Below are 21899 nucleotides of genomic sequence, written 5' to 3' on the forward strand. Positions count from 1 at the left end.
TCCGAAAACATAATATTTTTTTGTTAAAAACAACATTAGGGTTTACAATAGAAAATATAATGTTTATTTCATAGCGAGGTTGTATGAAAATTACTAAGTTCTTCCAGAGCCTTCAGTTCAGACTGATTGCGATTGTTCTTGCGATTTTTGTTATAGCTAATGTTGTTATTGTAAGTACTGCACTCAAACTTTCTACAAAATCAACATCAGATAATGTTGAGCATCTTCTTGATGCTGTGACTGACAGTGTTGCAAATAAAATTAAGGGCGAAATGGATAAGCAGTACCGTATGCTGGAAGCCCTTGCAATGATGGATTTTATTCGCCGTGAAGATACTCCGCTTCTGGCAAAATGTCAGCAGCTTACGAGTGTTGCCCGTGTAAGTACAGAATATGAAAACCTTGGCTTTTATGATCTTGACGGAAACAGCTATACTGCCCAGGGACAGAAAATTCAGCTAAAACGTGCCTATATTGATGCTGCAAAAAAAGGCGAGCGCTACGTTGCTGATACAGCTATAAATCCTGTAACAAACGTACTTTTTCAGATTTATTCTGTTCCTGTTTATGATTACAACCACAAACCTGTGGGATGTCTTTCAGCAAATCTTCTGGGTGATACCCTTTCAAAAAAAATTGAACAGATGAGCTTCGGCTATTCTGATTCTCATATTCAGGTTGTAAACCGCCAGACAGGTCTAACAATTGCATCAAATCATTTTGAGCAGGTTACCTCTTTCCAGAAGGTTGATACAGATGCAGATGAAGGAATTCGTCCTATTCTTGAAAAGCTTATGAAGGGTGAGGTTGGAAGCGAAGCCTTTGTTAATCCGGCAAACGGAATGAAGATGCTTGCAGCTTATCGTGATATTCCTGGTACCACCTGGTCGGTTCTTGGTGTCTGCGGTTACGATGATTTTTACAGTGAGCTTGATACTATGAGCCAGATTATCGGCTTCCTTGCAATCGGAACAATTATTGTTGCTTTCATTGCAGTAGGTGCGGCAATGTCTATCAGTCTTAAGCCTCTTAAAAGAGTTAGGATTGCAATTGATGATGTCGCTTCTGGTGATGCAGATCTTTCGAAGCGTATTCCCCAGAAAGGAAACGATGAAGTTTCTGATGTCGTTGCCGGTTTTAATACCTTTATGGCAAAACTTCAGGATATTATTTCTCAGATTAAGGGGTCAAAAGATCAACTCGGCTCTGTCGGTTCAACCCTTAAAAACAGTACAAATGACACAGCTTCTTCTATTACACAGATTCTTGCAAATATTGAATCTGTTCATTCTCAAATCAGCAATCAGTCTAACAGTGTTCACGAAACTGCGGGTGCGGTAAACGAAATTGCATCGAATATTGAATCACTTGAAAAGATGATTGAAAAACAGAGTGCCGGCGTTTCTGATGCTTCAAGCGCTGTTGAGCAGATGATAGGAAACATTCACGCAGTAAACGGCTCTGTAGAAAAGATGAGTACTTCCTTTAATGAACTTAATCAGAATGCTAAAAACGGCGTTCAGGTTCAGCAGGACGTAAATGAAAAAATTGAACAGATTAAGGATTTGAGCGAAACTTTGCAGGAAGCAAACACTGCAATTGCAGATATTGCAGAACAGACAAATCTTCTTGCCATGAATGCGGCAATTGAAGCGGCTCATGCCGGTGAAGCAGGTAAGGGCTTCTCTGTAGTTGCTGATGAAATTCGTAAACTTTCTGAAACTTCTACCGTGCAGTCTAAAACAATCGGTGAGCAGCTTACTAATATTCAAAATGCCATTATTGATGTGGTTAATGCTTCTGAGCAATCAAGCCGCGCCTTTAATACAATGGCAACAAAGGTTACCGAAACAGACGAACTTGTTCGCGAAATTAAGGCTGCAATGGAAGAACAGGACGAAGGTTCTAAGCAGATCAGTAATGCCCTTCATTCTATGAATGACAGTACAGTTGAAGTTCATACTGCCGGACAGGAAATGGCAGAAGGAAACAAGGCGATTCTGGAAGAAGTTCATAACCTTCAGAACGCGACTGGTGTTATGGAAGAAAGCATGAATGAGATGAAAATTGGTGCTAAAAAGATTAATGAAACTGGTGAAGCGCTCAGAAATATTGCAGCTGAACTGGAAAAGTCAATTGAGGAAATAGGCGGTCAGATAGACCAGTTTAAGGTTTAGAATGATTAAAAAAAGTTTGTCGGATACCCCGGCAGACTTTTTTAGTATTTTACCTTAAAGCTTCTTTCAAATTCATCAATAGGAATGAACTTTCTTTCTATATTATCTATGCGGATAAATCTGTCGGAATCCAGACGTTCGATCATGCGTTTAATGGAACTTCCTTCACCCTGGATTTCCATAAGTACAGAGCCGTCGTCATCATTAAAAACCCAGCCGGTAAGTCCGAATGCCTGGGCTGCATATTGCGCTGTGTAACGGAAGCCGACTCCCTGAACGCGGCCTGTAAATCTTATTTGCTGCCTGATTTTTTCTGACATGCTGGCATTATAGCACAAAAAAAATAATTTGACGATTTTAAAAAAGGCAGAGTATAATTTTAACGGGGGATTATTTGAAAAGAAGAATCCGAATTATTTCTCATACTGTTAGTTTCCTCTGTTTGATTGCAGCAGTTTTTCTTTTGAGTTTTGCTGTAGATAAATCCATACAACATACGGATAACCTTTCTGAGTCTGAACATAAGGTACTTTGCATTGGTTCTTACAATACGCAGTATTTTACCTATAAAACTCAGGCTGCCGGTATGACAAGGGCGCTTGATGAAAACGGCATTGATTATGATGCCTTTTTTATGGACGCCAAAAAATATGGTTCAAAGCATGATATACAAGTTTTCCACGATTTTTTGAAGGACAGGCTGCGACCGGGTGAATATGAGGCAGTTATTTTAGGTGATGATAATGCTCTCCTGTTCGGTCTTGAATATCAGGATGAATTATTTAAAGACCTTCCTATGGTTTTCTTTGGTATAAATGATTTTGAACTTGCCCAGCAGGCTGCAAAAAATCACTTTATTACCGGCTTTTATGAAGAAACTTATTTTGATGTTCTTGTAGAACTGACCAGCAAACTCTTTCCTAATTACAAGAAATTTGTTGCCATTCATGATGAAACAGTTGCAGGTCTTTCTGATGCAAAGAAATTCTATGCACTTTCCAGAAATTATCCAGAATACGATTTTTCAGATATAGATACTTCTGTACTTTCAAATAAAGAGTTTATAGAAAAAATTGAACAAATTCCTTCCGATGCAGTTGTCTTCTTTATGAACTGTTATGATGATAACACAGGAAAAATCTATACTGTAAATTCCCGTGCTAAGACAATTTCAAAACATACTTCTGCCCCTATTTTCAGAAACTATCCGGGTGGTGAAGGTCATGGTGTTCTTGGCGGAATCTATATGGATTTTGAAAATCAGTGTTATCTTGCCGGTCAGACGGTTGCAAAAATTCTTAACGGTGCTGATGTTTCAAAAATTCCGCTGGTAGAAATTACAGATAGTCGCTGTGCTTTTGACTGGCAGATGGTAAAAGGAATGAAGCTGGACACTTCAGTTTTCCAGGAAGGTACGATTTTCTACAATAAGCCTGCAAGTATTTTTGATTATTATGGAAGAATTCTTCCTGCAATGGGGCTTATAGTTACGGCTCTGTTAATAACAATTATATTCCTGAATTATTCTGAGGCTGAAGGAAGAAAAATTAATGCTGAACTAAAATCTTCCCGCGATGGTCTTATAGAATCTGAAGCGCAGCTTCGCTATCTTGTTGATTATGATGAAGTCCTTGATATTCTAAATCGTCGAACTATTACTAACTTTATTATAAATGAACTTTCACCGGCCAGTAAGTTCAGTCTTGTCATAATTGATATCGACGGTTTTAAGAACTTAAATGAAAGCTACGGACATCATGTTGCTGACAGTATTTTGCAGTACATGGTTGCCGTATTTAAAGGTGTCTGTACTGATGATAATTGTAAGATTGCCCGTTATGGTGGAGATGAATTTATCCTCTACTTCCAGGACAGAAGTTTGACACCGGATGATGAACTTATTGTAAAATTAATGGATGCAATTCATGCTCCAATTCCGCTTGGTGATGAATCTTTAGTAATTACAGCAAGTTTTGGTATTGCAAATTCTGACGGACAGACTTTGCCGGAACGTCAGGTTATTAATGCTGAGACGGCAATGTATTTTGCCAAGGACAGCGGAAAGAATCGCGTTGCACTTTATGACAGTGCAATGAAGAAAAAAGACGATGAAGAATCGCATGTTAAGGCAAAGCTTCAGGAAGCATTTGACCACGATGGTTTCTATATGGTTTACCAGCCTCAGATTAATACCAAGACTAAAAAGGTCAGCGGTTTTGAAGCTCTTGTCCGCATGAAAGAGCAGGGTATATATCCTGGACAGTTTATTCCTGTCGCAGAACGAAACGGCTGGATATGGAAAATAGGACGAATTACAACTGAACTTGTAATTAAGCAGCTTGCTTCATGGCGCGATCAGGGGTTAAAACTCTATCCTGTTTCAATTAACTTTTCCAGCAATCAGTTGAATGACTACGGCTATATTGATTTTATGAAGGAACTTCTTGATTTGTATAAAGTTCCTGCAAATTTAATTGAAATTGAAATTACCGAAGGTCTTTTCCTTGCAAAGAGTGCTCTTTCAGATGCCATTTTCAGGAACTTCCAGGAAATGGGCATTAAGCTTTTGATGGATGACTTTGGTACAGGTTATTCTTCTCTTGGTTACCTTACTTATATTCCAGTAGATGTTATTAAGCTTGATAAGTCGCTGGTAGATACCTATCTTGTAGACGGAAAGGATTCATTTATCCGTGATATTATCCGCCTTATGCATGACTTGGGTAAGGAAATGATTATTGAAGGTGTTGAGGAAGAGTGGCAGTACGACAGGCTTAAGGAATTTGAAGCCGACATTATTCAGGGATACTACTTTAGTAAGCCTCTTCCTGCTGACGAAGCTATTGTTTTCCAGCCGAAATAAGTCCTTAGTTCAAGCCAAAATAATTGCATATTCTCTTACAAAATGTTATCTTTTTACCAACTTAGTCAGTAGGTGTAACTATTATGAAAAAAATTTTTTCTTGTGTTTTGGCTCTGGGTATTTTGCTCGGAATGACTGGTTGTGGCGATAAGGCAGCAAAAGATAAAGCTGCTGCAGACAAAGTTGCCGCTTTAATTGATGCTATTTATGTTCAGGAAAGAACTTCTGATACAGACAAGCTTTGTGCACAGGCAAAAAAAGCCTGGGATAAACTTTCTGATGCACAGAAAGAACTTGTTGAAGGCGAAAATGCAGATCCTGATTATTTTGGTCGCGATACTGGTGATGCAAGTCTTGATAATCCTTTAAATCAGGACGGAATTGGTGAAACAGAAATCCTTGTTGTAAGTTTTGGTACTTCTTTTAATGCAAGTCGCGCTCAGGATATTGGCGGAATTGAAAAGGCAATTCAGGCTGCAAATCCAGATGCTTCTGTTCGACGTGCATTTACTGCTCAGATTATTATTAATCACGTTCAGGCCCGTGACGGTGAAAAAATTGATAACATGCAGCAGGCACTTGATCGTGCTGTAAAAAATGGTGTAAAAACCCTTATTGTTCAGCCAACTCACCTTATGCATGGCGCAGAATATGATGAACTTTCAGAATCTGTAAAAGCATATGAAGATAAATTTGAGAAGGTTGTAATTGCTGAACCTCTTTTAGGAAAGGTTGGAAAAACTTCTGCAATTACAAATGAGGATAAAAGAACAGTTGCAATTGCAATTACTGACTGTGCAGTTAGCCTTGCTGGTTATGATTCACTTGCACAGGCAGATAAAGACGGCACAGCTTTCGTATTTATGGGACATGGAACTTCTCATGCTGCTAAAATTACTTACAGTCAGATGGCTTCCCAGATGGCAAACCTTGATTATGGTAATGTCTTTATTGGAACTGTAGAAGGGGAACCTGAAGAAACTGCCTGCGAAAATGTAATTGAAGCTGTAAAAGCTGCAGGTTATAAGAAGGTTGTACTTCGTCCTCTTATGGTTGTTGCAGGTGATCACGCGAACAACGATATGGCTGGCGATGATGATGACAGCTGGAAGTCTATGTTTACAGCATCAGCTGCCTTCGAAAAAATTGACTGTCAGATTGAAGGTCTTGGTGGTATTCCTGCCGTTCAGTCTGTATATGTAGCTCATACAGAAGACGCAAAAAAAAAATTGAACTAGCAGACGGAATTTATTCCGTTACTTTTAAAACTGACAGCACGATGTTCCGTCTGAACGAAGTTTTGGACGGAAAAGCGATGCTCACCGTAAAAGACGGAAAAATGAGTGCCCACATCACGCTGACAGGTAAAAAAATTGTAAACCTTTATTGCGGAAAAGCTGAAGACGCAAAAAATGACCAGGCAAACTGGCTTAAACCAACTGTTGATACTGTAACCTATGACGACGGTTCCACAGATCAAGTCTTTGGTTTTGACATTCCCCTTACAAAAGAAAAACTTGGAAAAGATTTTGACCTTGCCCTTATTGGAAAAAAAGGAATCTGGTATGACCACAAAGTTTGTGTAAAACTTGCTGATAACTTTGAAAATGAACTTGAATCTGCCCTTGAATTAAAATACGCAAATCAGTTTTCGGTAAAAAAAATCAAAGATTCGAGATGCCGCTATATAAGCCTTCCAAATAATCAGAATTTTGTATTGCAGCCGGAGGGGGAAGAGCTTCCAAAAAATCTGCCTTCTGATGTAATTGTCTTAAAGCAGCCGCTTGATAAAACTTATCTTGTTTCAACTTCTGTAATGGATTTACTGGCTAAAATAGGGGCAGTGGATAAGCTTAAATTTTCCGGAACAAGACAGGATGACTGGTATATCGATGAAGCCGTAAATGCCATGCAGGGGGGAAAACTCTTATATGCGGGAAAATACAGCGCACCCGATTATGAACTTTTGCTGAGCCAGGGCTGCAATTTTGCAATTCAGAATACAATGATTTATCATAAGCCTGAGGTTCTTGAAAAATTAAATGAACTTGGAATTCCACTTCTTGTTGAATATTCTACTTATGAAAAGAATCCTCTTGGTCGTCTTGAATGGATTAAATTGTATGGTCTTCTTTTTGGAAAGGAAAAGCAGGCAAATCAGTTTTTTGAAGAGCAGGTTGCAAAAATTCAGCCGGTTTTAAATAAAAAAAATACAGGTAAAAGCGTAGCTTTCTTCTATATTAATAAGAATGGCGCTGTAAATGTTCGTAAGACCGACGACTATATTGCAAGAATGATTGAAATGGCAGGCGGAAAATATTTTCCAGCTCAGATAATTGAGCGTAAGGATGGCTCTGTAAAATCGATGGGCGGAACAAGTAATATTCAGATGGAAGATTTTTTTGCAAGCGCATCAAATGCTGATATAATAATTTATAATGGAACTGTCGACGGAGAATTAGCAAGTATTGATGAACTTATAAAGAAGAATGCTGCTTTCAAAGATTTTAAGGCTGTTCAGAATAAGAAGGTTTATACTTCGCAAAAGAAATTCTTTCAAATGTCATGCGGACTTGGAGATTTTATTATTGATGTAAATAAAATTTTGGCCGGAAAAAACAAGGATTTGACGTTTATTGAGAAGGTTGAATAGTGGGAAAAAGACGAATTATACTTACATTTATATTGATGCTCATTTTTCTCGTCCTGCTTTTTGTATGGAATCTATCAATCGGATCGGTTCGCATCAGCTGCAATGAAGTGATTTCAATTCTGCTAGGTACAAATAATGGTAATGTAAATGAAAAAATTATTATGAACATAAGGCTTCCTCGTATTCTAGCTGCCATTATTCTTGGGGGAGCCCTGGCTCTCTCAGGATTTTTGCTTCAGACTTTTTTTCAAAATCCAATTGCAGGACCATATGTATTAGGAATTTCTTCAGGAGCAAAACTTTTTGTTGCAATTACATTGATATTTTTTTTGAACAGAGGAATTTATCTCAGTTCATTGGGAATGGTTGCAGCGGCATTTGCCGGCTCTCTTCTGGCAATGGGACTTGTCCTTTTGTTTTCTGTACGGGTACGCAGTATGACTATTCTGATTGTATGCGGAATTTTAATCGGTTATATCTGTTCTGCGGTAACTGATTTTTTTATCACCTTTGCACAGGATTCTAATATTGTAAATCTTCATAACTGGTCGGTGGGAAGTTTTTCAGGCATCAATATGAATGAAGTAAAAATGATGGCCCTTCTTGTGCTTGTATCAGCCTGTTCAGCTTTTTTTCTTTCCAAACCAATAGGTGCTTTTCAACTCGGAGAAAACTATGCCCGAAATATGGGGGTAAATGTAAAATTTCTCCGCATTACTTTGATTATTATTTCAAGTCTTCTTTCTGCTTGTGTTACAGCTTTTGCCGGTCCGATTTCCTTTGTAGGAATAGCCGTTCCGCATCTTGTGAAGTCTGCATTAAAATCGGCAAAACCTCTTATTCTGGTTCCAGCATGTTTTCTTGGAGGTGCAATTGTTACTGTCTTCTGCGATGGAATTGCGCGCACAGTTTTCTCTCCCTCTGAAGTCAGCATAAGTTCTGTTACCGCAGTTCTGCTTGTTCCTGTCGTAATTTATATGATGTTAAGTCGAAAGTAAAAAGGCAAATAAAAGTCTCTTGACGCCTCTGAAAAATATCAGTATTTTTATTATAGGTTAGTTAAAACTAACAAAATCATTTTGTTGTTATTACAACATAATTTCCCATTAGAGCGTGGTATTGTTTTTTCACAGAGGTATGAATATGGACTTAGCTGAAATCGATGAGAATGGAAAGGGTTTATTGTTTTTTGGAAACACTAAGGTTGAACGCCTTGAGAAGGTTGAAGGGCAGCCGAATGTTTATCTTTTGCAGACTACCATTGAACTTGAGCGTCCGACTCAGCTTTCGCCTAAGTCAGGACAGTTTTATCTGATTCGTAGTGCTAAATCTGCCGTAAACTATAACCGTCCGATAAGCGTTTATCATGCCGAAGAATGGATTAATAACGAGGGCAAAAAGAAGGTTACAGTTCAGTTTTTGATGCTGGAAAAAGGCCGTGGAACAGGCGAACTCTGCCATATGACTCTCTGGGATGATATTTCGGTAATCGGACCTTTGGGAAATCCATGGCCGGTGGAAGAATGTCAGGAAATTGCCCGCAAAAATCCGGGAAAGGCAAAAATCTGTATTGTCGGCGGTGGAATTGGTGTAGCGCCTGTTGCAAATCTTGCCCACACTTTGCCAGACGGCTCTTATGACTTTTATGCCGCTTTTAAATCCGGCTCTTACGGCCTTGAACACGTAAAGGCAAATAAGCTTGCTGTAACAACAGACGACGGTTCCTGCGGACTTAAGGGAATGCTTCCTTGTGCTCTTTCTAAAGAAGCAATCAAAGAAGCTGGTTACGAACTTATTCTTGCCTGCGGTCCGACACCTGCCCTTGTTTATGTAAAAGCTGTTGCAGAAGAACTTGGAATAAAATGCTATATCAGCATGGAGCACAGAATGCTCTGCGGTCTTGGCGCCTGCCTTGGCTGTACGCTTGAAACTACTGAAGGGCTTAAACGCTGCTGTAAGGATGGACCTGTTTTTGATGCCTCAAAAATCATTTTTGAAAAGCCTTTCCGCCGCCGTCTTCCTCTGGAAAAAGACGAAGAACCTGATTTGAGCGTTAACATTGCTGGAGTGCATTTTAAGAACCCGACTATCGCCAGTGCAGGTACCTTTGCATTTGGACAGAACTTCCGCGGGGTAAGCGACGTGGCCGCGTGGGGAGGCATTGCCTCTAAGGGTTGTACCTTTGAGCCGCGCGAAGGAAATCACGGAGAACGCTCTCTTGAAGTTGCCGGTGGTAACATGAACTCAATCGGATTGCAGAACCCTGGAATTCCGACATTTATAAAAGAACTGCTTCCTGGCATGATTGGGCTTGGACCTGTTGTAATTGCAAACCTTGCCGGAAGTGACATTGAATCTTATGTAGAAGGCGCAAAACTTCTTGATAAAACAGACTGCGATATGATTGAGCTTAATATCAGCTGTCCAAACGTAAAGGCCGCCGGTCTTGCATGGGGACTCAGTCCTGATACTGCCTACTACTGCGTAAGCTCTGTCCGCGCCGTAACCAAAAAGCCTTTAATGGTTAAGCTTTCGCCAAACGCGCCTGATAACCGTCCGATTGCTCTTGCCTGCATTAAGGCCGGTGCCGATGCCCTCAGCATGATTAACATGGTTCACGGCGTTGCAATCGACATTGAAAAAGGAAAGCCCTTCTTTAATAACGTTCATGCGGGCTACTCTGGCCCTGGTCTTAAGCCTCTTGCTCTCCGCATTGTTTACGACGTTGTAGAAGAAATCAACAAACTTCCGCCGGAACAGCGTATTCCGGTTGTTGGAATTGGCGGAATCAGCACATGGCAGGATGCAGTTGAGTTCATCATGGCGGGTGCAAGCGCGGTTGAAATAGGGCAGGCTAAGTTTACCAACCCGAATGTTGCAATTGATGTTGTGAATGGATTGCGTACCTTTATGAAGACTCACGGCTATCACAACCTTGAAGAAATGCGTGGAATTGCACAGGTAAAACATCCTACAGTGCTTGGCCCGGGTGATGAGCGTGCAAAATATGCTGAATTAAAAAGCATGATTCTTGCCGACAAGCCGATTGTTTCCAACTTGAGCGGATGTAACTGTATTAATTAAGTGACGTTTAATCCTGTAAAAGTTAGTTAAACCTAATTGACTAAATCCTCTCAAATATATATCTTGTTATATATAACTAACTTAGGAATGCCTAACTAAACTGGCATTTAGGAGGATTTAAAAATGGCATTTGCTAACAAATGGGTTGCTTTTGGTGTTGGAGTTCTTGCAGGAGCTGCAGCAGTTACACTGGTAAAAACACCTGCTTTCAAAAAGGCTTGTGCAGCAGTTGTTGGAAAGGGCTTGCAGCTTAAAGATGAAGCCGCAGCTTTTGCAGAATCTGTAAAAGAAGATGCTCAGGATATTGTTGCAGAAGCAAAATACAACAATCAGAAAAAAGCCGAAGCAAAGGCATAAAAAGTGACTGTCTCAATCCATCACGCTCTGCCGGGAAGAATCCGAATCCATTATAATATGGGTGAGGTGACTTCCCGACAGGCAATTCTTGCACAAAGTTTAATTGCAGTTCAGGAAGGCATAACCGATATTTCTGTGAATACAAAAATCGGCTCTTATCTTGTTTTCTTTAATCCTTCCGTTATCAGTCAGACTCAAATAGAAAATCTTTTTAAGGCTCTTGGAGCAAAATATCTGGAAGATAAAAAACTTCTGGAAGCTGTGGCTCAGATTCCGGAAACAGAAAGCATTATGGGAATTTTTATTTCCACAATGATTGATTATTTTTTCAAGAAATGTCTTCCTCTTCCTTTGAGAAAAATTCTTCTATATAAAAATATAATTCCGCGTATCTGCCAGGCCCTTGAAGCTCTCTTTAGCGGTGGAAAACTTTTCAGTACCCAGCTTCTGGACGCAACAGCTCTTACAGTTGCTGCACTTACCGGAAACACAAATACTGCAAGTCAGATTGCAATGCTTTTACAGATGGGAGAAGACATAGAGGATGTAACAAAACGAAGCTCATACGGAAATCTTGCACATTCCCTTCTTGCTTCTGATGAAAAGGTGCACATTATTGAAGGCAAGGAAGAAAAAACTGTTCCAGTTGACGCGCTTAAAAAGGGAGATCTTGTTGTTGTTCGTGAAGGCAGTATGATTCCTTGCGACGGAACAGTTGAATGTGGCGAAGGGATGGTAAATCAGGCCAGTATAACCGGGGAATCTCTTCCTGTTGAAAAGAAGGAAGGTGCCGGTCTTTTTGCCGGAACAATTTTGACAGAAGGAGAGCTTTATATCCGTGTCCGCTCTACAGGTCAGGATACAAAGGTTCAGAACATTATCCGTATGATTGATAATTCTCAAAATCTTAAGGCTAGTGTTCAAAAACGTTCTGAGCTTTTGGCAGAAAAAATCGTACCATTTAATTTTGCTCTTGCTGGTCTTACCTGGCTTTTTAGCCGCAATATTGTAAAAACAATGTCCACTCTGATGGTCGATTATTCCTGTGCTATGAAGCTTGCCGCTCCGATTGCGGTTTTGTCTGCCATGCAGCAGGCTGCGGGCCTTGGTATTTCTGTAAAAGGCGGCAAATATCTTGAAGAAGCCGCAACAGCAGGAACGATTATTTTTGATAAAACAGGAACTCTGACCTTTGCAAATCCTGCTCTTGAAAAAATCTATCCGATGAAGGGATATGATGAAGATTTTGTTTTACAAACTGCAGCCTGTCTTGAAGAGCATTTCCCGCATCCACTTGGACGGGCAGTTGTTAATGCCGCAGAAGCAAAAGGTCTTTTACATCCTGAAAATCACAGTAAGGTTGAATATATTGTTGCACACGGAATAGCTTCCACAATCGACAGCAAAAAAGTCCGTATAGGAAGCGCCCATTTTATTTTTGACGATGAGGCCATTCCTCGTCCTGATGAGGTGACTGATATTCAAAAAGAGACAATGGAAAGCGGAATGTCGCTCTTGTATCTTTCTTATGATGATAAGCTTTGCGGAATTCTTGCAATAGGCGATCCGGTTAGAGATGAAGCGCCGGGTGTGATTAAGGCTCTCCGCAAGACTGGTATTAAACGCTGCGTTATGATTACAGGCGATACAGAAGGTGCCGCTAAAAAGATTGCCACTGCTGCCGGAATCGATTTTTATTATTCACAGGCATTGCCGGAAGACAAGGTGTCTTTAATAGAAAAGGAAAAGAAAGGCGGCAAGGTCATTATGCTTGGAGACGGCATAAATGATGCACCTGCTCTTGGGGCTGCTGACGTCGGTATTGCAATTGAGGGAAGCTCATCGATTGCAAGCGATACTGCGGATATTGTACTTACGGAAGGTGGCCTTGAAAATGTCGTTGTAACAAGAAAAATCGGACAAAAACTGATTTCTAAAATCAATGATAACAATCTTTTGATTGTGGAATTGAATTCACTTCTGCTCCTGCTTGGAATGTTCGGACTTATTTCTCCTCAGCTTGCGGCAGTTTTGCATAATTCGGCAACGGTGGGAATCAGCATCAAAGCAATGCAGCCGATTATGGATAGGTAAAGCTAAAAAATTGCTGCATCGCAATTTTAGTTTTAAGTCGCAGAGCTTACCGAGCTCCTCCGGAGCTCGCGCTTTGCTATAGAACACCGACCGCTCTGACCGGCGGTCTTACACAGGAAAGTGACAATGATGGTAACAAGTTTTTTTCCGGGGAGAATAAGACTCCGTGCCCCCGTATTTAAGGAAGCAGATTTAGTTGAAAAGGCAATCGGAATTTTGAGAAAATTCCCGGCTTTGAAAAATGTTGAAAATAATTTATTAACCGGAAGCGTTCTTATCGAATACGAGGCTGACAAGGTTCCTATGGAAAAACTTATTTCTCTGCGTGATTTTTTTATGGAACTTGCAAAAGAAGCAGAACGTTTTGACGGCAGCAATAGGGACAAAATTATTGAAATGCTGGAAAAACTGAATCAGCTGATTTAAAAAACAGATAAATCCCAGCTTACAAGCCCAGCAGTTTTGCCCATGCCCCCTCATAAAAGTCATGAAGCTCTTTTACACAGAGCATGGCTTCTTCCTTTGGAATGTCGTGAATAATTACTTCAAAAAGCCCTGTAAATTCTCCAGAGATTATCATGTGTTCCAGCATGGGCGGAAGAGAGTGGGGCTTAAACCCCTGCTCGCGAATTACATCATAATACTTGTGGGTTATTTCTATTTCTGTTTCTACAAGGTCATGTATGTAATTTTCCCATTTTGTTCCTTCTGAAGCATTCAAAATAAGGCGGAAGGAATCTTTATGCTCAAATGCATAATCGAACATGGCTGCCATTCCGTTTTCAGAAAAATCACTCATGTGCTGTGACCATTCTTCTTTTGGTACTGAAAGAAAATCCTTTATACATTTATCAAAACAATTTCTTATGTATTCTGCGTGGGGCTGAACTATTGCATCAAAAAGTTCTTCCTTGCTTTTGTAATATCCGTAAAACGCCCCTGTAGTAACTCCTGCTTTTTTTACAATTTCGCGCAGGGATGCTCCCCGGAATCCGTTTTGAAGAAATTCTTCAGTCGCAATTTTATGAATTTTTTCTAGGGTCGTGGTTTCTGCCATATTTTTATTATAATATAACACTGCTATATTGACAATTATAACAGTGTTATATAGAATCACGATTGAAAGTTAGATATGGCTAACTTTGCAAAAAAAGTTTACGAGGCGTTTTATGAAAGAATTATCTCTTGAGCTTGGGGATGTTGAAACAACAGCTTTAATTCCACTTGCAATTAAGGCAAGCGAAACTCTGCGAAAAAAATCACGATTTCAGGACGAAATGGCGGTAAAGATTATTGAGCATTTGAAGCTTGATACAAAGCCCTTTGATAAGTTTATGTCGCATGAAGGCGTAATTGCCCGTTCCATTATGCTTGACCGCATGGTAAAGGACTTTATAGAAAAGCATCCTGACTGCGTCATCGTGAACATGGGCGCCGGTTTTGACAACAGATTTTCCCGTGTGGATAACGGCCGTATTTCCTGGTTTGATTTAGACCTGCCCGATTCAATCGAGCTTAGAAAGAAAGTTTACGAAGAACGCGACAGAGTAAAAATGCTTGCGGGCTCTATTCTTGATGACACCTGGTGCCCCCAGGTCCTTGCAGAAATCCAGAAAAAGAATGCAAGGGTGCTTTTCCTTGCCGAGGGCCTTTTTATGTACTTTACCCTTGAAGAAATCGGAAAGTGCCTGAAAATCATAAAAAAACATTTCCCGCAGGCAACTCTCTACGCCGAAATGAACAATCCTCTTATGGTAAGAAATGAAAAACTCCACGACACCGTAAAGGCAACAAATGCCACATTCAAAAGCGGCACCTGGAGCGGCGAGGAACTCTGCGCCCTCTGCGACGGAATGCGCTTTATAGATGAGCACAGCTTTAATGAAGAAATGAGCCGCTACACTTTTGGCGGCTGGCTTTTTGCAAAGCTTCTTCCAAAAATGAACGACCGCTGGGCAAGTTTTGAATTTTAGTAGCGCGGGCTCTGACCGGCCCGCCTCCAGAGAAGTAAAGCTAAAAAATTGCTACATCGCAATTTTTTTTAACGCTTTGCTATAGAACATGGCGGGCTCTGACCGGCCCGCCTCCACAGGAGAGAAAAATGTCTGATAAAAAAAAGAAAAGCCTGTTAAGCTGGATTTTCCGCTTTGCAGGACAGAAAAAGCCAATGTATGTTTTGAGCATATTTTTTGCGGTGCTTTGTGTAGCCTGCGCCATTATGCCCTACATTATGATTGCACAGATTGTCCGTCAGCTTTTAGGCGGCATCCGCGACATCAACCTTTACATAAAGGAATGTGGAATAGTTGCAGTCTTCTGGGCGGGTAACGCAATCTTCCACATGATTTCTACAACGCTCAGTCACATTGCAACTTTTAATGTGCTTGGAAATATTCGTAAAAGCCTTTGTGACAAACTTGCCCGCCTGCCTCTGGGAAGTGTGCTTGACATGCCGTCCGGCACTCTCAAAAACATCCTGATAGAACGAATCGACAGCATGGAAACAACACTTGCCCATATTCTTCCTGAATGGACAAGTAACCTGCTGCTGCCGGTCGTAATGTTCGTATATCTTTTTACCCTGGACTGGCGCATGGGACTTGCCTCGCTGATAACCCTTCCAATCGGTCTTGTTTCATCCTGCTTTATGATGATAAACATGCAGGAACGCTTTAATTACGCGATTGAAAAGACAAAAGTGCTTAATGACACAGCCGTCGAATACATCAACGGAATCGAAGTCATCAAGGCTTTCGGAAAATCTAAGGCTTCCTACGAAAAGTTTACAAAGGCCGCAAAGGAAGGTTCTGACTGTTATGTTGAATGGATGCGCGACTGCATCTGGCCTTTTACGATTGCCTTTGTAATTGCGCCTTCAACTCTGCTTGCAATTCTTCCAATCGGCGGACTTTTCTTCCTTAAGGGCACTCTTACTGCCGTCGATTTTATAACAATCATCATTCTTTCTATGAGCATTATCCAGCCCCTTCTTACGGTTTACTCTTACCACGACGACATAGCCAAGGCCGGTGTAATTTTTGGTGAGGTAGGCGGCATTATGGATATGCCGGAACTTGACCGCCCGGCATTTGACGCCGCAGTGCCTGAAGACAATTCGATTACGCTTAAGGATGTTAGGTTTTCATATAAGAAAGACACATCAGACTGCGAGTTTTCGATAGAAAACTCGGTAAGTTCGCGAAGCGAACGACAGATACTCCACGGTATCAACCTTTCTCTTCCTGCCGGCTCATACACAGCCCTTGTCGGTCCTTCCGGTAGCGGAAAGTCAACTGTTGCCCGCCTGATTGCTTCACTTTGGGATGTTGATTCCGGCTCTGTGGAAATCGGCGGCGTGAATATCAAGAATCTTTCACTTGAAGAATACAACCGCCGCGTTGCCTATGTCAGTCAGGATAACTTCCTTTTTGACATGAGCGTGCGCGAAAACATCAGGCTCGGGAAACGCGATGCAAGCGATGCCGAGGTCGAAGAAATTGCCAGAAAGAGCGGCTGCTATGATTTTATCATGAGCCTTGAAAATGGTTTTGACACGATTGTCGGCGGAAGCGGCGCTCATTTGAGCGGCGGTGAACGTCAGCGAATTGCAATTGCCCGCGCCATGATGAAGGACGCTCCGATTGTAATTCTTGATGAGGCCACTGCCTACACCGACCCGGAAAACGAAGCAATCATCCAGCAGAGTGTTGCCCGTCTTGTAAAAGGAAAGACTCTCATCGTAATTGCCCACAGGCTTTCCACCGTTGCCGATGCAGACAAAATCGTTGTTATCAAAGATGGCCAGATTGACAGCCAGGGCACTCACGAAGAACTGCTTAAAAAAGGCGGACTTTACAAGGATATGTGGGAGGCACACATAAGTGCCAGAGACAGCGTCTAACGGGGCGTTGCGGGGTGTCCCCGCAGAGAGGGTAGCCCGCAACAAAGTGCGGGCGTAGGGGGAGACTTCCCCCAACAGGAGACAATATGTTTGAAATTTTACGAAGATTTTTTAAATTTTGCGATGCCGAAAACCGAAGAAAGTTCCACCTTTCAATTGCGCTTGGAGTCGTGAATTCCTTTTTTATGGCGCTGAGAATTGCTGCCGTTGCCGTAATGATTCAGGCGGTGATTAAAAATTTGAGCGAGAACCTGCCTTTTGAAGCAAAAACAGTCTGGCTTTCTTTTGGAATAATTCTTGCAAGTACAGTCTGCGCCATCATCACAAAAAAGAATATGTCGATGCTGCAGACCGAAGGCGGCTACAGAACCTGCGCAAAAAAGCGAATCGAAATTGCCGAGCACCTGCGCTACCTTCCGATGGGCTACTTCAATGCAAACTCCCTCGGCCAGATTACCTCGGTAACTACGAACACCATGGAGCTGTTAGGTGACGTTGCAACCCGCGCCGTAATGCTTGTCATGCAGGGGCTTTTGGATTCCGCTCTGATTATCTTTATGATTTTCTTTTTTGACTGGCGAATCGCGCTTGTTGCCCTTGCAGGTTTTCTGCTCTTTCAGTTTGTAAATGTTTTTATGCGCCTTGCCGTAAAAAATATTTCCTCGCAGAAGACCCAGGCCGACGAAGCCCAGGTAGGAAAAATTCTGGAATACATTCAGGGCATTGCCGAAGTAAAAGCCTATAACCTTACCGGAAACCGCCGTCAGGATTTGAATGCCAAAATTGACCGCTGTATAAATGCCTGCATCGGAATGGAAATGCGCTGTATCCCGATTGCCGCCATTCAGAGCCTTGTCGCGAAACTTACCGGCGTTGCAATTATGTTTTCTTCAATTATCTTTTATCTGGGCGGCAGCATGGAGCTTACAAACTGCGCCGTTATGCTTATCTGTTCATTTATGCTTTTTACCGCTCTGGAAGTCGGCGGAAATTATTCTGCGCTTTTAAGAATAATCGACATCGGCGTTAAAAAGGCAGATGCAATTCTGGATTTGCCTACGATGGATATCTCCGGAAAAGACGAAGGAGGGGATTTTGAATGTCAGCAGACTGCAAAGCAGGATGCTGATGTTTCCGTGGGAGAAACTAGAGGTGGTGTTAAGATTACGACGGAAACAACAACTCCCCCGTTGGATATTTCTGCACAAAACATTACCTTCGCCTACGACAAGCGCAAAATCATCGACGGCGTATCGCTTACAATTCCGGCCGGCAGCACTACAGCCTTTGTCGGGCCGAGCGGCGGCGGAAAAACAACACTCTGCCATCTTCTTTCCCGCTTCTGGGATGTAGATTCCGGCTCTGTTACTCTTGCCGGCAAAAATGTCCGCGATTACGACATGGACAGCCTTATGAAAAACTTCAGTTTTGTTTTCCAGAACGTCTATCTCTTCCACGATACGATTGCAAACAACATCCGTTTTGGTCAGCCAGACGCTCCTATGGAAAAGGTTATTGAAGCCGCAAAAAAGGCCTGCTGCCATGAATTTATTTCAGCCCTGCCGGACGGCTACGACACAATAATTGGTGAAGGAGGCGCAAATCTTTCCGGCGGAGAGAAGCAGCGTATTTCAATCGCCCGCGCCATTATGAAAGACGCTCCAATCATCATTCTTGACGAAGCTACCGCCAACGTTGACCCTGAAAATGAGCGCGACCTTATGACTGCCGTAAGCGAGCTTACAAAGGAGAAAACTGTAATCATGATTGCCCATCGCTTAAAGACAGTGCGCAATGCAAATCAGATTTTTGTAATCGACAAAGGCCGCATTGCAGAGCATGGCACTCACGAAGAACTGATAAAACGCGGCGGAATTTACGCCCGCTTTATAGACAGCCGTAAAAAGGCTGTCAGCTGGAAGTTGTAAAAATAGCCACAGATAAACACAGATACACACAGATACACACAGATAGGAAGCAGATAAAAAACATCTGTGTAAATCTGTGTCCCATCTGTGGCTAATCATATGGGAGATATCTTATGAAAGTAAAAAAGATTAACGACTGGTTTGAAAAGTTCGGACGTTTTGAAGTCAGGCACCGCTGGCTTTTTCTGATTTGTCTTATTCTTGTTTCTGTCATCGGAAGCATGGGACTTTCCCGTCTTAAGCTTGATAACGGAGAAGAAGACTGGTTTGATGACTGGGAGACCACAAAACAGAATCAGGATCATTTTGAAGACATTTTCGGCTCGACAGACAGCGTGCTTGCCCACATCAAGGCGGAGGATGTATTTGCTCCCGAGGTTCTTACGATGATTAAAGAGCTTGGTGACGACCTTTTGAAAAATGTCCCTTATGCAAAAAGCATCACTTCTCTTATGGAGCTTTCTATCCCGATTGGCGGGGAAGACAGCATAGAAGTTACCAGCCCCTTTAAGGACGGATTGCCTTCTGACCCGCAGGAGCTTGCACAAAAGAAGGCATTTATCTTAAGCCGCGAGTCGCTTTTGAATACTCTTGTCAGTGATGACGCTACAGAAACCTGGCTTATCGTAAATCTGGAGCATTATTCAGAAAATATGACAGATGCAATGGTAAAAATTGCGCCTCCTGCCATGAAGATTTTCAATGACCCCAAGTATAAATCAGCTGAATGGGAAATCCGCCCGGCGGGAATGAGCTACACAGAGTTCGAAGAAGAAGCGGTAACAATGAATCAGCTTGTCAGCCGCATTTCAATCGGTTTTTTAGTAATGCTTGTCTGCCTTATAATTTTTATCCGTTCCATGAGGGGAATTGTCGTTCCTTCAATTTCTACTGTTGGCGCTCTTACAACAACGCTTGGTTTTTCCGGCTGGATGGGAATTAAGGGCAACAACTCCATGATTATGATTACAGTCCTTCTTTCCATGGCACTTGCAGTCGGGTATTCGGTTCACTACATCAACAGTTTTAAGATGTACTTCCGAAAAACCGGTAAACGAAAGGAATCTATTGTAATGGGCGTTCGGGATTCCGACTGGGCTCTCTTCTTTACGGTAATCACGACAATGGCTGGTATGCTTTCCTTCCTTGCTGCCGGAATCAAGCCTATGCGCTGGGTAGGAGGAATTACAGCCGCTACGGTTTTTGCAGTTTTTGCCTATATCATAATTCTTCTTCCGGTTCTCTACAGTTTTGGAAAAGACAAGGCACCTGATCCTGATTTTGTTCAGGCACAGGGGGCTACAAAATCTGACCTTCAGGTGGAAGCAATGGGAAAGGCAATCCTCAATAAAAAATGGCTGACTGTGATTGTTACAGCCATCGTTGCCGCGGCAGTTATTCCGGGCATTTTCAAAATCAAGGTAAATATGAATTATTCTGATATGATGGGCGAGCGTACTCCTTACATCAAGCGTCTTCTGGAAATCACAAGAAGTCAGCTTGGAAGTCAGTATGATTACGAAGTTCTTATAGAATATGCCGATGAAGATGCCATCAAAAATCCGGACCTGCTCAAAAAAATGGATATTCTGGCGGACAGAATCGGAACTTTGAGTCAGACAAAGGTTTCCAACGGAAAGCCGCGAGTTTCTTCGGTAACAAAAATTATTAAGGAAATGAACCGCACTTTAAATGAGGATAAGGCTGACGCTTATATTATTCCTGATGATCAGGATTTGGTTTCGCAGATTATGTTCCTTTATGAAATTTCCGGCGGAACGGATTTGTATGATTATATCAGCGATGATTTTAGGGCGGCATATCTTAAGGTTGAACTTGCAGGCTACGACGGCGAAGAAATCGTAAAAAATCTTGCTGATGTAAAAAAATGGGTGGCTGAACTTTTCCCGGACGCTCAGAATGCTGGTGTAGTAGGTGAAGTCGTACAGTATGCCCAGATGAACGGAAAACTTGTTCGCGGTTCAATTAAGTCAATCGGAACTTCCCTTATTATAATTCTGGTTCTTCTTGTGCTTGCTTTTACTTCGTTCAGGACTGGATTTATCGCAATGATTCCGAATGTGGTACCGATTATTCTGATTGGCGGTATTATGGGCTATGCCGGTGTAAACCTGGACATGATTACTGCAATGATTATGCCTATGATCCTTGGTATTGCCGTAGACGACACAATCCACTTTACCAACCACATCAAATATCATTTTGAACTTACAGGCGATTACCGAAGCGCAATAGAAAATTCATACCGCGAAATTGGAAAGACAATGATTATGACAACAATTATCCTCTGCGCTATGTTCGCGATTTTCCTTACAAGCACTATGAATGTTCTTGTAAATATCGGCTGGCTTTCAATTGTTGGTCTTGGCAGCGCTCTGATTGCAGACTACACAATTACTCCGGTGCTGATTTACATAACTAAGCCTTTTGGAAATAAGAAATAGCAAAAAAAACTGGTGAGCGAAAACTGAAGTGCACCCCAATTATTGGACACTTTAACTAGGCTGATTTTAAGGACTGATTCCTGAATTGTAAAGGGGTCAGTCCTTTTAATTTAACCTTAATTCTCTTTTCGTTGTACCAAGACAAATATTCAACCAATTCTTTTTTGAAATCTTCAACAGACTCAAACTCCTGTAAATATAAAAGTTCAGATTTTAATAAACCAAAGAAATTTTCCATTACCGAATTATCAAGACAGTTCCCTTTTCGGGACATACTCTGTCTAATTCCTTTTTCTTTCAAACGCCTCTGATAATCATACATCTGATACTGCCAGCCCTGATCTGAATGAAGAATTAGATTTGTCCCGTCAGGAATT

The 21899-nt window shown here is 41.6% G+C and carries 16 protein-coding genes; 13 read left to right on the plus strand and 3 right to left on the minus strand.

Annotation, left to right across the window (positions count from 1 at the left end; genetic code table 11):
- The first annotated feature begins 83 nt into the window (after positions 1 to 83).
- Entirely contained in the window at positions 84 to 2177 is a 2094-nt protein-coding gene (locus T530_RS0110545) for a methyl-accepting chemotaxis protein (RefSeq protein ID WP_027728982.1), read from the plus strand.
- Between the two features lie 41 nt (positions 2178 to 2218).
- Here T530_RS0110545 and T530_RS0110550 read toward each other — a convergent pair whose 3' ends face one another.
- Positions 2219 to 2497 (minus strand): acylphosphatase, encoded by a 279-nt coding sequence (locus tag T530_RS0110550; RefSeq protein WP_027728983.1) that lies wholly within the window; start codon positions 2495 to 2497, stop codon positions 2219 to 2221.
- 74 nt (positions 2498 to 2571) lie between these two features.
- Here T530_RS0110550 and T530_RS14855 point away from each other — a divergent pair, with 74 nt between their 5' ends.
- The 8 genes from T530_RS14855 to T530_RS0110590 all read left to right on the plus strand — a co-directional run bounded on the left by T530_RS14855 (position 2572) and on the right by T530_RS0110590 (position 13654).
- A complete protein-coding gene (locus T530_RS14855) occupies positions 2572 to 5040 on the plus strand; it encodes a bifunctional diguanylate cyclase/phosphodiesterase (protein ID WP_027728984.1) in 2469 nt (822 codons plus the stop codon).
- Between the two features lie 83 nt (positions 5041 to 5123).
- Entirely contained in the window at positions 5124 to 6278 is a 1155-nt protein-coding gene (locus tag T530_RS0110560; protein ID WP_027728985.1) for a sirohydrochlorin cobaltochelatase, read from the plus strand.
- A gap of 41 nt (positions 6279 to 6319) precedes the next feature.
- Entirely contained in the window at positions 6320 to 7693 is a 1374-nt protein-coding gene (locus T530_RS14200) for an ABC transporter substrate-binding protein (RefSeq protein WP_051537949.1), read from the plus strand.
- Positions 7694 to 7728: 35 nt separating this feature from the next.
- Positions 7729 to 8691 carry an iron ABC transporter permease gene (locus tag T530_RS0110570; protein ID WP_038074457.1) on the plus strand — a complete coding sequence of 321 codons (963 nt, stop codon included), beginning with the start codon at positions 7729 to 7731 and terminating at the stop codon, positions 8689 to 8691.
- Positions 8692 to 8836: 145 nt separating this feature from the next.
- Positions 8837 to 10777, plus strand: coding sequence for a dihydroorotate dehydrogenase (locus tag T530_RS14860; protein WP_027728987.1), 1941 nt, complete (start codon positions 8837 to 8839; stop codon positions 10775 to 10777).
- A 123-nt stretch (positions 10778 to 10900) separates the two neighbouring features.
- Entirely contained in the window at positions 10901 to 11134 is a 234-nt protein-coding gene (locus tag T530_RS0110580) for a DUF6110 family protein (protein WP_009103403.1), read from the plus strand.
- Between the two features lie 3 nt (positions 11135 to 11137).
- Positions 11138 to 13228 carry a heavy metal translocating P-type ATPase gene (locus tag T530_RS0110585; RefSeq protein ID WP_027728988.1) on the plus strand — a complete coding sequence of 697 codons (2091 nt, stop codon included), beginning with the start codon at positions 11138 to 11140 and terminating at the stop codon, positions 13226 to 13228.
- 126 nt (positions 13229 to 13354) lie between these two features.
- Entirely contained in the window at positions 13355 to 13654 is a 300-nt protein-coding gene (locus tag T530_RS0110590; protein WP_197018273.1) for an HMA2 domain-containing protein, read from the plus strand.
- 19 nt (positions 13655 to 13673) lie between these two features.
- Here T530_RS0110590 and T530_RS0110595 read toward each other — a convergent pair whose 3' ends face one another.
- The gene (locus T530_RS0110595; protein ID WP_027728990.1) at positions 13674 to 14285 is read right to left on the minus strand and encodes a TetR/AcrR family transcriptional regulator; all 612 of its coding nucleotides are present in this window, start codon (positions 14283 to 14285) and stop codon (positions 13674 to 13676) included.
- A 112-nt stretch (positions 14286 to 14397) separates the two neighbouring features.
- Here T530_RS0110595 and T530_RS0110600 point away from each other — a divergent pair, with 112 nt between their 5' ends.
- The 4 genes from T530_RS0110600 (at position 14398) to T530_RS0110615 (ending at position 21522) form a co-directional block, all read left to right on the plus strand.
- Positions 14398 to 15201, plus strand: coding sequence for a class I SAM-dependent methyltransferase (locus tag T530_RS0110600; RefSeq protein ID WP_027728991.1), 804 nt, complete (start codon positions 14398 to 14400; stop codon positions 15199 to 15201).
- A gap of 128 nt (positions 15202 to 15329) precedes the next feature.
- Positions 15330 to 17129: an ABC transporter ATP-binding protein gene (locus T530_RS0110605; protein WP_027728992.1), complete on the plus strand. Its 1800-nt coding sequence runs from the start codon at positions 15330 to 15332 to the stop codon at positions 17127 to 17129.
- An 86-nt stretch (positions 17130 to 17215) separates the two neighbouring features.
- Positions 17216 to 19057, plus strand: a complete 1842-nt coding sequence (locus tag T530_RS0110610; RefSeq protein WP_027728993.1) for an ABC transporter ATP-binding protein — start codon at positions 17216 to 17218, stop codon at positions 19055 to 19057.
- Positions 19058 to 19170: 113 nt separating this feature from the next.
- A complete protein-coding gene (locus T530_RS0110615) occupies positions 19171 to 21522 on the plus strand; it encodes an RND family transporter (RefSeq protein WP_027728994.1) in 2352 nt (783 codons plus the stop codon).
- Between the two features lie 55 nt (positions 21523 to 21577).
- Here the strand turns inward: T530_RS0110615 and T530_RS0110620 are convergent.
- On the minus strand, positions 21578 to 21899 hold a 322-nt coding region (locus T530_RS0110620; protein ID WP_027728370.1), incomplete at its 5' end, for an IS3 family transposase.

The organism is Treponema sp. C6A8, from assembly GCF_000619925.1.
Lineage (GTDB): Bacteria > Spirochaetota > Spirochaetia > Treponematales > Treponemataceae > Treponema_D.

Excerpts from the sequence above, each read along its gene's own strand:
- T530_RS0110605 (WP_027728992.1), top strand. The coding sequence starts at position 15,330 with ATGTCTGATAAAAAAAAGAAAAGCCTGTTAAGCTGGATTTTCCGCTTT.
- T530_RS0110570 (WP_038074457.1), top strand. The coding sequence starts at position 7,729 with ATGCTCATTTTTCTCGTCCTGCTTTTTGTATGGAATCTATCAATCGGA.
- T530_RS0110615 (WP_027728994.1), top strand. The coding sequence starts at position 19,171 with ATGAAAGTAAAAAAGATTAACGACTGGTTTGAAAAGTTCGGACGTTTT.
- T530_RS0110550 (WP_027728983.1), bottom strand. The coding sequence starts at position 2,497 with ATGTCAGAAAAAATCAGGCAGCAAATAAGATTTACAGGCCGCGTTCAG.
- T530_RS0110590 (WP_197018273.1), top strand. The coding sequence starts at position 13,355 with ATGATGGTAACAAGTTTTTTTCCGGGGAGAATAAGACTCCGTGCCCCC.
- T530_RS0110560 (WP_027728985.1), top strand. The coding sequence starts at position 5,124 with ATGAAAAAAATTTTTTCTTGTGTTTTGGCTCTGGGTATTTTGCTCGGA.
- T530_RS0110595 (WP_027728990.1), bottom strand. The coding sequence starts at position 14,285 with ATGGCAGAAACCACGACCCTAGAAAAAATTCATAAAATTGCGACTGAA.
- T530_RS14200 (WP_051537949.1), top strand. The coding sequence starts at position 6,320 with ATGTTCCGTCTGAACGAAGTTTTGGACGGAAAAGCGATGCTCACCGTA.
- T530_RS14860 (WP_027728987.1), top strand. The coding sequence starts at position 8,837 with ATGGACTTAGCTGAAATCGATGAGAATGGAAAGGGTTTATTGTTTTTT.
- T530_RS0110610 (WP_027728993.1), top strand. The coding sequence starts at position 17,216 with ATGTTTGAAATTTTACGAAGATTTTTTAAATTTTGCGATGCCGAAAAC.
- T530_RS0110545 (WP_027728982.1), top strand. The coding sequence starts at position 84 with ATGAAAATTACTAAGTTCTTCCAGAGCCTTCAGTTCAGACTGATTGCG.
- T530_RS0110600 (WP_027728991.1), top strand. The coding sequence starts at position 14,398 with ATGAAAGAATTATCTCTTGAGCTTGGGGATGTTGAAACAACAGCTTTA.
- T530_RS0110580 (WP_009103403.1), top strand. The coding sequence starts at position 10,901 with ATGGCATTTGCTAACAAATGGGTTGCTTTTGGTGTTGGAGTTCTTGCA.